This is a genomic window from Micromonospora sp. DT227, assembly GCF_049841835.1.
Lineage (GTDB): Bacteria > Actinomycetota > Actinomycetes > Mycobacteriales > Micromonosporaceae > Micromonospora.
The window spans coordinates 258,624-273,038 of record NZ_JBNCLA010000009.1; the positions used below are offsets into that span (position 1 = coordinate 258,624).

Genomic DNA, 14,415 nt, shown 5'->3' on the forward strand with positions numbered 1-14,415 from the left:
CGTGGGCGGCTGTCCGCGTACCGCTGGGGTCAGGGTGTGGGTTGGCGGTGGGTGAGCGGGAAGCGGAGGATGCGGTCGTCGTCGGCCGCCGGTGGGACGTCGCGCGGCTCGCGGTTGCTGGTGGTCACCCAGAGCGCGCCGTCCGGGGCGACCGCGACGGTACGCAGGCGGCCGAACGTCCCGACCAGTTCCGCCACCGGTACGCCGACCGTGCCGTCGTGGTCGACCGGCACCGCCCAGAGCCGGGTACCGCGCAGCGCGGCCACGTAGAGCGTGCCCCGGGTGAACGCCGCGCCGCTCGGCGACGCCTGCGCCGGCGGCCAGACCACGACCGGGTCCCGGAAGCGGGGGTCACCGGCGACGCCCTCCACGATCGGCCAGCCGTAGTTGCCGCCCGGCACGATCCGGTTCACCTCGTCCCAGGTGTTCTGCCCGAACTCGGTGGCGAACAGCCGGCCGTGCCGGTCCCAGGCCAGCCCCTGCGTGTTGCGGTGGCCGTAGCTGTAGACCGGCGAGCCGGGGAACGGGTTGTCCGCCGGCACGCCGCCGTCCGGGCGGATCCGCAGGATCTTGCCGTTGCGGCTGGTCAGGTCCTGGGCGCGGGCCGGGACCCCGGCGTCACCGACGCCGGCGTAGAGCAGCCCGTCGGGGCCGAACGCGATCCGCCCGCCGTCGTGGAACGTGGCCCGGGGGATGCCGCTGAGCAGCACCTGCGGGACCGGCGTGGCGGCCAGCCGGAACCGGACCACGCGGAGGTCGGTGGCGGTGGTGTAGGCGGCGTACACCCAGCCGTCCCGCCGGTAGGTGGGGGAGACCGCGAGCCCGAGCAGGCCCGCCTCGCCGCCGGCGACCACGTCGGCGATCCGGGCCACCTGCCGGGCCGGTCGGCCGGGGCGGACCCGGAGGATGGTGCCCGCGTCCCGCTGGGCGACCAGGGCGCTGCCGTCGGGCAGGAAGTCCAGCCCCCAGGGCACCACCAGCCCGGTGGCGACCACCTGCGGGTTCGTCAGGTCGTAGCCGACCGCCGGCCGCCTGTCGACATGCCGCTCGAAGCCGGCCGGGCGCAGGTCGACCAGGTCCGGCTGCGGCGCCGTCTCGACGGCGGGCCGGTCGGGGGCGGCGGTGGGCTGCCGGTCGGCGCGGGCGTCGGTGGCGCCCAACCCGATCGCGACGACGGCCACGACGGCCGCGACGATCCGACGACGCATGTGCTCTCCCCGGTTTCGCACCCGGTCCCACCGGGGCATTGACGGTGATCCGGTTTGCCAGTAGACCTTGGTGATGGAGGCCCCCTGATGAGTAGAACGCCGTTCTCGCTGGAGCAGTTGCGGGTCGCCGTCGCCGAGGGCGAGATCGACACGGTGGTGCTCGCCCTCACCGACATGCAGGGCCGCCTCCAGGGCAAGCGGATCCACGCGCCGTTCTTCCTCGACAACGTGCTGGAGAACGGCAGCGAGGGCTGCAACTACCTGCTCGCCGTGGACGTCGACATGAACACCGTCGACGGGTACGCGATGTCGAGCTGGGAACGCGGCTACGGCGACTTCGCCATGAAGCCCGACCTGGACACGCTGCGCCGGACGCCGTGGCAGCCCGGCTCCGCGATGGTGCTGGCCGACCTGGAGTGGCTGGACGGCTCCGGCCCGGTGGTCGCCTCGCCCCGGCAGATCCTGCGCCGGCAGCTCGACCGGCTGGCCGCGCACGGGCTGACCGCGTACGCCGGCACCGAGCTGGAGTTCGTGCTCTACCGCGACTCGTACGAGGAGGCGTGGTCGCGCGGCTACCGCGATCTGACCCCGGCGAACCAGTACAACGTGGACTACTCGCTGCTCGGCACCGCCCGGGTGGAGCCGCTGCTGCGCCGCATCCGCACCGAGATGGCCGCCGCCGGGCTGACGCCGGAGAGCGCGAAGGGCGAGTGCAACCTCGGCCAGCACGAGATCGCCTTCCGGTACGACGAGGCGGTGGCCTGCGCCGACCACCACGTCGTCTACAAGAACGGGGCGAAGGAGATCGCCGCCCAGGAGGGCATGGCGATCACGTTCATGGCGAAGCCGAACGCGCGCGAGGGCAACTCCTGCCACATCCACTTCTCGCTGCGTGACGCGTCCGGCTCGTCGGCGATGCTTGGTGACGGGCCGGCGCACCTGAGCGTGACCGGGCAGCGGGTGCTGGCCGGGCTGCTCGCCACGATGCGCGAGTTCAGTCTGCTCTTCGCGCCCAACATCAACTCCTACAAGCGGTACCAGCCGGGCTCGTTCGCGCCGACCGCGCTGCGCTGGGGCACCGACAACCGCACCTGCGCGCTGCGGCTGGTCGGGCACGGGCAGGGGATGCGGGTGGAGAACCGGGTGCCGGGGGCGGACGTCAACCCGTACCTGGCGATCGCCGCGCTGGTGGCCGGCGCGGTCCACGGCATCGAGCACGAGCTGGAGCTGGCCGAGGAGTGCACCGGCAACGCGTACGACGACCCGGCCGCCGAGCGCGTCCCCGCCACGCTGCGCGACGCGCTCGACCTCTGGCAGGGCTCGACGGTCGCCCCGGAGGCGTTCGGCGACGAGGTGGTGGCCCACTACGCCAACTACGCGAAGGTCGAGCTGTCCGCCTTCGACGCCGCCGTCACGGACTGGGAGCTGACCCGTGGCTTCGAACGCCTCTGACCCCGCCCGTCGCCCCCGCCCTGCCCCCGTCCCTCGCCGATCTTGCACTTGCGGCCCGCTTTTCGCGGCATGAGAGGCTTTTGTCCGGGCACCATCTGCAAGATCGACGAGGCGACGAGCGACGAGGCGGGGCGAGGGATGGCGAGGGGGAGCGTATGGGTGAGGTGATCTCGCCGGTCAGCGGGACGGCGATCGCGGAGGTGGCGTCCACGTCCGTGGCGGAGGTGGATGTCGCCGTCGGGCGGGCGGGTGCCGCGTACGAGGGGTGGCGTCGGGTGGCGCCGGGGGACCGGGCGCGGCTGCTGCGGCGGTTCGCCGCCGAGGTGGACGCGCACCTGGAGGAGCTGGCCCAACTGGAGGTGCGCAACTCCGGCCACACCGTCGGCAACGCGCGCTGGGAGGCCGGCAACGTCCGGGACGTGCTCGACTACTACGCGGGCGCGCCGGAGCGGCTGACCGGCCGGCAGATCCCGGTGCCCGGCGGGCTCGACGTCACGTTCCACGAGCCGCTGGGCGTGGTCGGCGTGATCGTGCCGTGGAACTTCCCGATGCCGATCGCCGGCTGGGGGCTCGCCCCGGCGCTGGCCGCCGGCAACACGGTGGTGCTCAAACCGGCCGAGCTGACGCCGCTGACCGCGCTGCGCCTGGCCGAGCTGGCACTCGACGCCGGGCTGCCGGAGGGCGTGTTCACCGTGCTGCCCGGCCGGGGCGGCGTGGTCGGCGAGCGGTTCGTCACCCACCCGGCGGTCCGCAAGATCTGCTTCACCGGCTCCACCGAGGTCGGCACCCGGATCATGGCCGGCGCCGCCGACCAGGTGAAGCGGGTGACGCTGGAGCTGGGCGGCAAGTCGGCGAACATCGTCTTCGCCGACGCGGATCTGGCGAAGGCGGCGGCCACCGCGCCGTCCGCGGTCTTCGACAACGCCGGCCAGGACTGCTGCGCCCGCTCCCGGATCCTGGTCCAGCGTCAGGTGTACGACCGCTTCCTGGAGCTGCTCGAACCGGCCGTGCGGTCGTTCCGGGTGGAGGACCCGGCCCGCGAGACGGCCGAGATGGGCCCGCTGATCTCCGCCGCGCACCGGGACCGGGTCGCCGGGTACGTCGACGGCGCGACCGTGGCGTTCACCGGCTCCCGGCCGGACGGCCCCGGCTTCTGGTATGCCCCGACCGTGCTGCTCGCCGACTCCCCGGCGGACCGGCACTGGCGCGAGGAGATCTTCGGCCCGGTCGTCTCGGTGCTCCCGTTCGACGACGAGGCGGACGCGGTCCGGCTCGCCAACGACACCGAGTACGGCCTCTCCGGCTCGATCTGGACCCGGGACGTGGGTCGGGCCGTGCGGGTCGCCCGGGGGGTCGAGGCCGGCAACCTCAGCGTCAACTCGCACTCCTCGGTGCGCTACTGGACCCCGTTCGGCGGGATGAAGCGTTCCGGCCTCGGCCGGGAGCTGGGTCCGGACGCGCTGCACGCCTTCACCGACGTCAAGAACGTGTTCATCGACACCGAGGAGTGATCACAGTGCAGGGACGGCTTTCCGACCGGGTGGCGGTGGTGACCGGCGCGGGCAGTGGCATCGGGCTGGCCACCGTGCGGCGCTTCGCCGCCGAGGGCGCGCGGGTGGTCTGCGTGGACATCGACGCCGACGCCGGCACCCGGGCCGCCGACGAGGTGGGCGGCGAGTTCGTGGCCACCGACGTGGCCGACGAGACGGCGGTCCGCGACCTGTTCGACGGCGTGGTGGCCCGGCACGGCCGGGTGGACGTGTCGTTCCACAACGCCGGCATCTCGCCGCCGGACGACGACTCGATCCTGGAGACCGGGCTGGACGCCTGGGAGCGGGTGCTGCGGGTCAACACCACGAGCGTCTACCTGTGCTGCAAGCACGTCATCCCGCACATGCGGCGGCAGGGCAAGGGCTCGATCATCAACACCGCCTCGTTCGTGGCGCTGATGGGCGCGGCCACGTCGCAGATCGCGTACACGGCGAGCAAGGGCGGGGTGCTGGCGATGACCCGCGAGCTGGGCGTGCAGTTCGCCCGCGAGGGCATCCGGGTCAACGCGCTCTGCCCCGGCCCGGTCGCCACCCCGCTGCTGCTGGAGCTGTTCGCGAAGGACCCGGAGCGGGCCGCCCGGCGGCTGGTGCACGTGCCGATGGGACGGTTCGGCGACCCGACCGAGATCGCCGCCGCGGTGGCGTTCCTGGCCAGCGACGACGCCTCGTTCATGACCGCCGCGCAGTTCGTGGTCGACGGCGGCATCACCGGCGCGTACGTCACCCCGCTGTGAGGCTGATCAACCCGGGGGCGAGCCGGGGTCGCCGGGGCCCGCCGGTTACGACAGGATGAGGCGGAGGTAACCAGCGTCCAAGGCGCCGGATGCGTTACGTTGCTCGTTCGCCGGGGTAGTAGGCGGGGACGGTCGGCGCAGCAGCGCCGGCCGTCGTGGAAAAGGCCGGAGCGGGAGGCTGCATGGGCTCGGCCCAGGGGGGCGGGGACGCCGGTCGATCGTCCCCGGCGGCCGGCCGGTCGTCACTCCCGCCGCTGCTGACCGCCGCGTTCGCCGCCGGCGGTGAGATGGGCGAGCGGCTGCGCGGCTTCGACTGGTCCACCACCCCGCTCGGCACCCCGGACGGCTGGCCCGCCGCGCTCTGCCACGCGGTGAGCACCATGCTCGCCTCCCGCGCCCAGATGGTGGTGTTCTGGGGCGCGGAGCACCTGGCCTTCTACAACGACGCCTACCGGCCCACCATCGGCGAGAAGCATCCGGCCGTGCTCGGGCAGTCGGCCCGGCTGCACTGGGCGGAGACCTGGGACGTGCTCGGCCCGCTGCTGGACGGCGTGCGCGGCACCGGCGTGCCCTACCGGGGTGAGGACCACCCCTTCGTGATCAACCGGCACGGCTTCCTGGAGGACGTCTACTTCGACGTCTCGTACGACCCGATCCGCGACGCGGACGGCACCGTCAACGGCATCTTCTGCTTCGTCAACGAGACCACCGGCCGGGTGCTCGGCGAGCGCCGGCTGCGGGCCCTGGCCGAGCTGGGCAACGAGTTGGGTGACGTGCCGAACACGCTGGAGCTGGGCCGGGCCGTGGCGCGGGTGCTCGACGCGCACCGCGACGACGTGCCGTTCAGCGCGCTGTGGCTGCACGACGGCGACGGCACGTCGGCGCTGGCCGGCTGCGCCGGCGTGGATCCGGCCACGCTCGCCGGTTGGCCCGGCCTGCCCGCCGGTGAGCCGCTGACCGAGCCGCGCTGGGTCGCCACCGCCGACCTGCCCGGCGCGGTGCCGCCGGACGCCGCCGACCAGGCGCTGCTGCTGCCGCTGACCGCGACGAACGAGCCGGCCGGCGCGCTGCTGCTGGGCGTGTCCCGCCGGCTGCCGTTCAGTGACGACTACCGCGACTTCGTCGACCTGGTCGCCGCGCAGGTCTCCCGGGCGGTGGGCAAGCTGCGGGCGTACGAGCAGGAGCGCGCCCGCGCCGCCGAGCTGGCCGCGCTCGACCGCGCCAAGACCAACTTCTTCGCCAACGTCAGCCACGAGTTCCGGACCCCGCTGACGCTGGTGCTCGGGCCGCTGGAGGACATGCTCGCCGACCGGGAGCTGCCCGACCGCTACCTCGACCGGCTGACCGTCATGCACCGCAACGGGCTGCGCCTGCTCAAGCTGGTCAACACCGTGCTCGACTTCTCCCGGCTGGAGTCCGGCCGGCTGGCCGCCCGCTACCAGCCGACCGACCTGCCCGACTACACGTCCCGGCTGGCCAGCACGTTCCGCTCGGCCACCGAGCGGGCCGGGCTGCGGCTGGTGGTCGACTGCCCGCCGCTGCCGGCGCCGGTCTACGTCGACCGGGACATGTGGGAGAAGATCGTCCTCAACCTGGTCTCGAACGCGGTGAAGTTCACCTTCGAGGGCGACATCGTGGTCCGGGTGCGCCCCGGCGACGGGGCCGCCGTGCTGGAGGTGAGCGACACCGGCGTCGGCATCGCGCCGCAGGAGCTGCCGCAGGTCTTCGAACGGTTCCACCGGGTGGCCGGCGCGCGCTCGCGTACCCACGAGGGCACCGGCATCGGGCTCGCGCTGGTCCGCGAGCTGGTCGAGATGCACGGCGGAACGGTCACCGCGCACAGCGTCGTGGAGCGGGGCACCACGTTCACCGTCACCGTGCCGTTCGGCTACGCGCACCTGCCCGCCGACCGGGTGTCCGCGCTCGCGCCGGTGCCGCTGACCGAGCCGGAGCAGGCCCGGCTGTACGTCGCCGAGACGGCGCTCTGGACCGACGAGGTGGCCCGGCCCGTCGGGCTGCCCGAGCCGTCCGGCACCCCGGGCGGCGCCGGCCGCGTCCTGGTCGCCGACGACAACCCCGACCTGCGGGAGCACGTCAGCCGGCTGCTCTCCCCGGCGTACGAGGTGGTGGCCGTGCCGGACGGCGTGGAGGCCTTGCGGCTGGCCGTGGACAGCCCGTTCGACCTGGTGCTGACGGACGTGATGATGCCCCGGCTGGACGGCTTCGGGCTGGTCGCCGCGCTGCGGGCCAATCCGGTCACCCGGGGCGTGCCGATCGTGCTGCTCTCGGCGCGGGCCGGCGCGGCGGAGGAGGTGGCCGGCCTGTCGGCCGGCGCGGACGACTACCTCACCAAGCCCTTCTCCAGCCAGGAGCTGGTCGCCCGGGTCCGGGCCAACGTCGAGTTGGGCCAGCTCCGCGGGCAGATCATCCGCCGGCTTCGGGCGCTCGCCGACGCCGCGGTGGCGATCAACACCGCCCGGTCCACCGCCGAGGTGGTGCGGGTGGCCGCGCAACACGCGATCGGCCTGGCCGAGGCGGGCCGGGTGCTGGTGGTCGCCACCGGCGTCCGCCACGAGGAGGACACCGGCGGGGACCTGCCGGCCGAACCGTCCGCGGTGCTGCCGCTCACCGGCACCACCGGCGAGCAGCTCGGCGAGCTGCGGGTGTGGCGTCGGGAGGACGGCGGCACGGAGCAGGCGGCGTTGACCGAGCTGGCCCGGCTGGTCGGCGTACGGCTGGAGAACGCCCAGCTCTACGAGGCCGAGCACCGGATCGCCACCACGCTCCAGCACAGCCTGTTGCCGCGTACGCTGCCGCAACTGCCCGGCGCGCTGGTGGCCAGCCGCTACCTGCCGGGCAGCGCCGACGTGGAGGTCGGCGGCGACTGGTACGACGTGGTGGGCACCCCCGACGACGAGCTGGTGCTGGTCATCGGCGACGTCGTCGGCAAGGGGGTGCGGGCCGCCGCCGCGATGGGTCAGCTCCGCAACGCGCTGCGGGCGTACGTGCTGGAGGGCTACGACCCGGGCGAGTCGCTGACCCGGCTCAACCGGCTGGTGCACTCCACCGGCAGCGGCTCCTTCGCCACCGTGGTCTGCCTCACCTTCTGCCCGCGCACCGGCCGCCTCCGGTACGCCAGCGCGGGTCATCCCTCGCCCCTGCTGATTCGCGGAGACGATGTGGCGTTCCTGCACGATCGGGCCCTCGGACCGCCGGTCGGGGCGATCCCCGGCACCACCTATCCGACCGCCGAGGGTGAACTCGCTCCCGGCGGCCGGCTGCTGCTCTACACCGACGGTCTGATCGAGGACCGGGAGGAGGGCATCGACGCCGGGCTCCGCCAGCTACGGGTCGACGCCGCCGCCGGCGGCGAGCACGTCGCCGACCTGGTGGACGCCGTCGTGGAGCGCGTCGCCGGGCGACCCCGGCACGACGACGTGGCGGTGCTGGCGCTGGAGGCGGCCGAGCGGAACCGGTTCGCGCTGCGGCTGCCGGCCGACCCGACCCGGCTCAGCGTGCTGCGCAAGCGCCTGGAGGACTTCCTCGTCGCCCACCGGGTCGACGAGACCGACCTGTTCGACCTGACCGTGGCGATCTCGGAGGCCGCCGCGAACGCGATCGAGCACCCGGTCGACCCGGTCGACCCGTCCATCGAGGTCGACGTCACCATCGCCGGTCGCATGGTGACCGCGACGGTCCGGGACAGCGGCCGGTGGCGCGAGTCCAGCGGGTCGGGGTTCCGGGGCCGCGGGCTGGGGCTGATCCAGGCGCTCGGGGAGATGAGCGTGACCCGGACCGGGGACGGCACCGAGCTGACGCTGCGGCGCAGGCTGGCCGACTAGTCGGCCCGGGGCAGCCGGGCGGCGAGGTCGCGCACGGCCGCGCGGTAGGTGTCGTCGAAGCGGAACAGGTGGCGTTCGATCGGCGGTGGCACGGTGTCGCCGGGCGCGACGGTCAGCCCCGCGGGGTCGCGCACCCGGCGGTCGACGCCGGCGGCGGGATCGTCAGGTGACCCGCCGCCCGGCGGGAAGATCATCCCGCCGACCGGGTCGGTCCGGCGCCACAGGTTGATCCAGCGCCATCGGAGGTCTCCGCCGATGCGGCGCAGCATCGCGTCGTTGACGTAGGCGGGAAACACGCGGGCGTAGAGCCGGTGCAGCGGTGACGCGAAGGTGAGCAACGCGATCCGGGAACGCGCGGACGCCGGCAGTTGCAGCGCGGTCACCGCCGCAAGCACGCTGCCGTGACTCTGACCGGCCAGGACGACGGTGTGCCCGGCGGCGATGAGGTACCGGACCCGCCGGGTGAGGTCGGGCACCGCCCGTTCCGAGTAGCAGGGCGCGGCGAGCGGATGGGCGCCCCGGGGCCAGAAGGTCGCCAGTTCCCACAGGATGCCGATCAGGCGGATGCCTCTCGACCGGTAGGCGACCAGGCCGAAGACGCCCAGCAGGAGAGCGAAGGCGCCGATCAGGTAGGCGCCGAGGTCGGTGACGAAGATGACGGGCCGGGCGAGTGACTCGCCGACCAGCAGGCGGGCCAGGTCGCCGGGACCGTCGTGCAAAATCGCCGAGCCGGCGGCGCCGAGCGAGATCGTCGCCAGGGTGGCGTAGGCGGCCGGGGCCAGCGGCCCGAGCTTGTCGGCGAGTTGCGCCGACACGATCGCGTCGCGTGCCGCCTGTACCCGGACGGGGGGCGCCTGGTCCGCTTCGGCGTGCTCGGCCCGCACGAACCGCATGGCCGCGGCTCGGCGCGCCGACCGCCGCCACAATCGGCGCGTCAGGACGACGGCCGCCGCGAGGATCACCGCCAGGAAGAACCCCAGGGCCGCCCAGCGGAAGGCCACCGGCGGGGTCAGCGGCGGCGCGCCCGGCGGCGTCGGACGCGCGGGCGTGGGGTTGGACCCTCGGTCGAGGTAGTCGGCGGAGAGGTAGACCACGCCCGAGGAGTAGGAGACCGCGAACCCGATCGCGACGAGGATGAGCACCGGCGCCGCGAGCCCGCGCAGGACGGTGGAGCCGGTGACGTGGTGCCGGCGGGTCACCACGACCAGCGCGACAAGCGCGGTGAGCAGCACCATCTGGCTCACGTAGACGGTGGCGACGAGCACGTCGTAGCCGGGCAGGTTGTCCGCGGCGGCCCAGGAGTTCCGGGGTACGAGTGAGTAGGCGAGAACGGCGGCGGTCAGGACTCCTGACGAGCGGGCCAGCGTTCGGGTCGCCGTGTCGAAGCGGGGTGTGCTGGTGCGACGTTCGATGCCGGGCAGGCAGCAGGTGACCAACGAGGCCGCAGTCACGACCAGCACGGCGGCGAACAGGAGATAGCCGGTGGGCCGGCGGTCGTGCGGCACCAGCGCGCTGAGCACAGCGATGTCGAGTGTCCCCAGGGCCGCCACCAGATGCACGGCGCGCAGATGCCGGACGAGGCCGCGGTTGTCCCAGAACGCCGGGTCGTCGAGGCTCTCGATCTCGGCGTCGCCGTCGTCGGGTGCCCCGGTCTCCGGAAGCTGCCACGTCCGACGACCCAGGCGCCACAGTCCGGCGATCGCCGCCAGTGGGAGAAGGGCGAGGATGGCGAGTTCCCAGCCGGCGGGCAGACCGGCCAGCCACGAGACGAAGCGGCGGTTCTCGTAGCAGCGCGGATAGCTCAGGCACTGCCAGGCGACCAGATCGAGCGCCACGCCGACCACTGCCAGCACGTACATCGTGGTCAGCGAGACGGACAGGAGCCGGACCAGGGCCCGCGCCGGCGCGCCCGCACGGCCGGTCAACGGCAGGGCCCAGAGCGCGACGTTGCCGAGCATGAACGGCATCAGCAGCACCAGCGAGAACGTCCGTCCCGCCGTGCCGCCGGTCAGCCCGTTCCACCGGTACGCCTCCAGACACGTGGTCCCGGGGGGCACCGGGTCCTCCGGTCCCGCTCCGGGCCGGTAGAACCCCGCCTCGGCGTCGCCGGCGACGAGGTGGGCGGGGCGTTCCCCCAGGATCCGGTCGGAGCTGCGACCTCCCACCCCGTGCACCCGTAACTCGATCAACGCCACCCGGTCACCGCTCCCGTGTCGAGGACGCGGTGCGTACCCGGTGCCGGCCGAGTCATGTCCGGTCGGAGGCCGCGTTCGATCCCGCTTTTCGCCGGGATCAGCTAAGCGCAGGCCGTAGCGTGTTCGATGATGAGAAGAGGATCCGGGTGAGTACGACCCGGCGTCGCACCCACGATCCGGTCGGCGCGACCTGGGCGCAGGTCCGGCGTACCGGCTCCGCCACCGCCCACGACCGGGTGGTACGACTTCGGCTGAGCCTGCTCGTGGCCGTCCAGTCGGGGGTGGCCGCGGCCGGCGCGTGGTGGATCGCCAACGACGTGCTGGACAACCCTCAGCCCCTGTTCGCGCCCGCCGTGGCGGTCGGCGCCATCGCCAGCTCGGTGGGGCAGCGCTTCCGCCGGACGCTCTTCCTGGTCGCCGGCGTGGCGGTGGGCATCACGCTCGGCGATCTGCTCGTCTCCTGGGTCGGGCAGGGGCACGTGCAGATCGGCGCCATCGTCGCCGTGTCGATCCTGTTCGCCGTGCTGCTGAGCGGCGAGGGCTCGTTCGTGACCCAGGTGGGCGGCAGTGCCATGGTCATCGCCGTGCTCTCGCCGGCCAACACGAATCTCGCGCTGCCGCGCTTCGTCGACGGCGTCGTCGGCGGCGTGGTGGGCATCCTGGTCGCCCTGGTGGTGTTGCCCCTGCACCCGATCCACCGGATCCGGCGCGCCGGCCGACCACTGCTCGACCACATCGCCACCCAACTGAAACGGCTGGCGGAGGCTGCCCGCACGCGCGACGCCGAGGGGGCCAAACAGGCTCTCGACACCCTGCGCGGCGTCGACACCTCGGACCTGCAGACGGCGCTGTCGGCGGCCGTCGAGGTCGTCCGCATCTCGCCCTTGCGGTGGCACAACCACAACTCGCTGGAGGGCTGGCGGCACGGCGCCGGGCTGATGATGCGGTCCCTGTTGCAGACCCGCGACCTCGCCCTCAATCTGGAGACCGCGCTCCGCCACGACGAGCCGGTCCCCGCGCCGCTCGCGGCGGCCGTCGACGACCTGGCCGAGGCCGTCCGGCACGTCGGCGTGGAGTGGTCGCCGCCATCCGGCGGGCCGTCCCGCTCGCAGCGCGCGGCGCTGACCGCGATCCGCCGAGCCCAGGAGGCACTCAACGCAGGCCTGCTCATCGGCGGCGTCAACGTGGCGAACGACGTCATCATCATCGCCGTCAACACGATCCGGGCGAGCGGGGTGAGCAAGCAGGACGCCGAGGAATTGCGGCGGAACCTCGCCCCCGATGCCACGAGGGACGCCGGTGGACCGGAGCCGCGTCACCCGCCGGCGGCACCGGGGCCGCCGCCCGCGCACGGCGCGGGAGAGCAGCCCTGAGTCAGGCGTCGGCCAGCCATTCCTGCTCACCCAGGCCGGAGATCTCCAGCACGCGCCGGACCTGCCGCGACGGCAGCACGGTGAGCGCGGCCGGGAACCGCTGGGAGAGTCGGACCACCGCGTAGATGGCGGCCGAGTCGAAGAACGTGACCGCCCGCAGGTCGAGCAGGAGCCGGGTGGCGGGCTCGCGCAGCGCGGTCTGGAACATGGTGTCGGCGGTCGCCATGTCGACCTCGCCGGTGACCAACACATGACGGTGTTCGCCGTCACCCTGCGCCGTCACGGAGAAGACGGGCGGCGCACCCCCTTGATCCACGCAGCAACAATGGCACAGCGTTTGCGGCACGGCAACAACCTCCCGGCCGGGCCGTGGCGAGGTCGTCGTCGGGGGCGGCGATAGGCTGAGGACATGACCGTCCGTGCGCCGCTGACCCCCGGCACGCTCTCCCCGTGGCGAGCGGTCCCCGCCCACATCCCGCGACCGGAGTACGTGGGCAAGGAACGCCCGCAGGAGTGGCGCGGGTCGCACGTGCAGACACCGGAGACCATCGAGAAGATGCGCGTGGCCGGCCGGCTCGCGGCCCGGGCCACCCAGCTCGCCGGCGAGCACTGCAAGCCGGGGGTGACCACCGACGAGATCGACCGGGTGGTGCACGAGTTCCTCTGCGACCACGGCGCCTACCCGTCGACGCTGGGCTACCGGGGCTTCCCCAAGTCCTGCTGCACCAGCCTCAACGAGGTGATCTGCCACGGCATCCCCGACACGACGGTGCTCCAGGACGGCGACATCATCAACGTCGACGTCACGGCGTACCTGAACGGCGTGCACGGCGACACCGACGCGACGTTCTGCGTGGGCGAGGTGAGCGAGGAGGCCCGGCTGCTGGTCGAGCGGACCCACACGGCCATGATGCGCGGCATCAAGGCGGTCGTGCCGGGCCGGCAGATCAACGTCGTCGGCCGGGTGATCGAGTCGTACGCCAAGCGGTTCGGCTACGGCGTGGTCCGCGACTTCACCGGTCACGGCATCGGCGAGGCCTTCCACAGCGGCCTCTACGTGCCGCACTACGACAGCCCACGCCCCACCGACCTGATGGAACCCGGCATGACGTTCACCATCGAGCCGATGATCACCATCGGCACCCACCAGTACGACGTGTGGGACGACGGCTGGACGGCCGTCACGAAGGACCGGAAGTGGACCGCGCAGTTCGAGCACACCATCGTCGTGACCGACGACGGCTACGAGATCCTGACGCTGCCGTGACCGAGACCCCGGCGGCGCTGCGCGAGGCGCACCACGCGGACGTGTCCGGCGGCTGGCTGCGGCCGGCCGTCTTCGGCGCGATGGACGGGCTGGTCACGAACATCGCGTTGATCGCCGGCGTCGGCGGTGGCGGGGTGTCGCCGCGCAGCGTCGTGCTGACCGGCGCGGCCGGCCTGGTCGCCGGCGCCATCTCGATGGGCCTGGGCGAGTACACAAGCGTCCGCTCCGCCAACGAGCAGGTCGCCGCCGAGGTGGCCAAGGAACGGCGTGAGCTGGAGCGACACCCGGAGGCGGAGGCGCGTGAGCTGGCCGACGCCTGGGTCGCCCGCGGGCTGCCCCGCGAGCTGGCCACCCAGGTCGCCGAGGCGGTCCGGCGCAACCCGGAGGAGGCGCTGCGCGTGCACGTCCGGGAGGAGTTGGGCGTCGACCCGGACGACCAGCCCAGCCCGTGGGCGGCGGCGATCTCGTCGTTCATCTGCTTCTCGATCGGTGCCCTGGTGCCGCTGCTGTCGTACCTGCTCGGGTTCACCAGCCTCTGGCTGGCGCTCGCCGTCGGCGGGGTGGGGCTCTTCGTCGCCGGCGCGATCGTGGCCCGGTTCACCTACCGCTCATGGTGGACCAGCGGCCTGCGGCAGTTGCTGCTCGGCGCGCTCGCGGCCGGCGCCACCTACCTGATCGGCACCCTGATCGGCGTCGGCGGCGTCGGCTGACCCCCACCCCACCCCCCACCTCCGCGCGCTGATTCACGGAAAGCGTGGTTATTTCGCGCCCGATACCCACGCTTTCCGTGAATC

General features: G+C 73.4%; 10 protein-coding genes. 7 read left to right on the forward strand and 3 right to left on the reverse strand.

All coding sequences use genetic code 11. The features are described 5' to 3' along the window. Positions 1–29 precede the first annotated feature (29 nt). Complete coding sequence (locus ACLQ2W_RS27300) at positions 30–1,208, reverse strand: PQQ-dependent sugar dehydrogenase (protein WP_425789877.1); 1,179 nt, start codon at positions 1,206–1,208, stop codon at positions 30–32. A gap of 87 nt (positions 1,209–1,295) precedes the next feature. Between ACLQ2W_RS27300 and ACLQ2W_RS27305 the strand changes: the two genes are divergently transcribed. From ACLQ2W_RS27305 to ACLQ2W_RS27320, 4 genes are all read left to right on the forward strand, one after another. Then, positions 1,296–2,660 (forward strand): glutamine synthetase family protein, encoded by a 1,365-nt coding sequence (locus ACLQ2W_RS27305; protein WP_425789879.1) that lies wholly within the window; start codon positions 1,296–1,298, stop codon positions 2,658–2,660. A 155-nt stretch (positions 2,661–2,815) separates the two neighbouring features. Next, positions 2,816–4,171, forward strand: a complete 1,356-nt coding sequence (locus ACLQ2W_RS27310) for an aldehyde dehydrogenase family protein (protein WP_425789881.1) — start codon at positions 2,816–2,818, stop codon at positions 4,169–4,171. Positions 4,172–4,176: 5 nt separating this feature from the next. After that, positions 4,177–4,944: a 3-oxoacyl-ACP reductase gene (locus ACLQ2W_RS27315; RefSeq protein WP_396775106.1), complete on the forward strand. Its 768-nt coding sequence runs from the start codon at positions 4,177–4,179 to the stop codon at positions 4,942–4,944. Between the two features lie 182 nt (positions 4,945–5,126). Beyond that, entirely contained in the window at positions 5,127–8,786 is a 3,660-nt protein-coding gene (locus tag ACLQ2W_RS27320) for a SpoIIE family protein phosphatase (protein ID WP_425789884.1), read from the forward strand. On the opposite strand, the gene ACLQ2W_RS27325 is transcribed toward ACLQ2W_RS27320, so the two are convergent. After that, positions 8,783–10,981 carry a hypothetical protein gene (locus ACLQ2W_RS27325; RefSeq protein ID WP_425789886.1) on the reverse strand — a complete coding sequence of 733 codons (2,199 nt, stop codon included), beginning with the start codon at positions 10,979–10,981 and terminating at the stop codon, positions 8,783–8,785. The two genes, ACLQ2W_RS27320 and ACLQ2W_RS27325, sit on opposite strands and share 4 nt — an antisense overlap. A gap of 146 nt (positions 10,982–11,127) precedes the next feature. Between ACLQ2W_RS27325 and ACLQ2W_RS27330 the strand changes: the two genes are divergently transcribed. After that, a complete protein-coding gene (locus ACLQ2W_RS27330; protein ID WP_425789888.1) occupies positions 11,128–12,354 on the forward strand; it encodes an FUSC family protein in 1,227 nt (408 codons plus the stop codon). Between the two features lies 1 nt (position 12,355). Here the strand turns inward: ACLQ2W_RS27330 and ACLQ2W_RS27335 are convergent, their stop codons facing one another. Then, the gene (locus ACLQ2W_RS27335) at positions 12,356–12,670 is read right to left on the reverse strand and encodes an STAS domain-containing protein (RefSeq protein ID WP_425789890.1); all 315 of its coding nucleotides are present in this window, start codon (positions 12,668–12,670) and stop codon (positions 12,356–12,358) included. A gap of 93 nt (positions 12,671–12,763) precedes the next feature. Between ACLQ2W_RS27335 and map the strand changes: the two genes are divergently transcribed. Further along, entirely contained in the window at positions 12,764–13,621 is an 858-nt protein-coding gene (gene map, locus ACLQ2W_RS27340) for a type I methionyl aminopeptidase (protein ID WP_425789892.1), read from the forward strand. Then, positions 13,618–14,331 carry a VIT1/CCC1 transporter family protein gene (locus ACLQ2W_RS27345; protein ID WP_405092910.1) on the forward strand — a complete coding sequence of 238 codons (714 nt, stop codon included), beginning with the start codon at positions 13,618–13,620 and terminating at the stop codon, positions 14,329–14,331. Before map ends, ACLQ2W_RS27345 begins: the two co-directional genes overlap by 4 nt. The last annotated feature ends 84 nt before the right edge of the window (positions 14,332–14,415 follow it).

What these genes read in the sequence shown, in the direction of transcription:
- ACLQ2W_RS27320 (WP_425789884.1), top strand. Translation starts at nt 5,127, where the DNA reads ATGGGCTCGGCCCAGGGGGGCGGGGACGCCGGTCGATCGTCCCCGGCG.
- ACLQ2W_RS27305 (WP_425789879.1), top strand. Translation starts at nt 1,296, where the DNA reads ATGAGTAGAACGCCGTTCTCGCTGGAGCAGTTGCGGGTCGCCGTCGCC.
- ACLQ2W_RS27310 (WP_425789881.1), top strand. Translation starts at nt 2,816, where the DNA reads ATGGGTGAGGTGATCTCGCCGGTCAGCGGGACGGCGATCGCGGAGGTG.
- ACLQ2W_RS27300 (WP_425789877.1), bottom strand. Translation starts at nt 1,208, where the DNA reads ATGCGTCGTCGGATCGTCGCGGCCGTCGTGGCCGTCGTCGCGATCGGG.
- map (WP_425789892.1), top strand. Translation starts at nt 12,764, where the DNA reads ATGACCGTCCGTGCGCCGCTGACCCCCGGCACGCTCTCCCCGTGGCGA.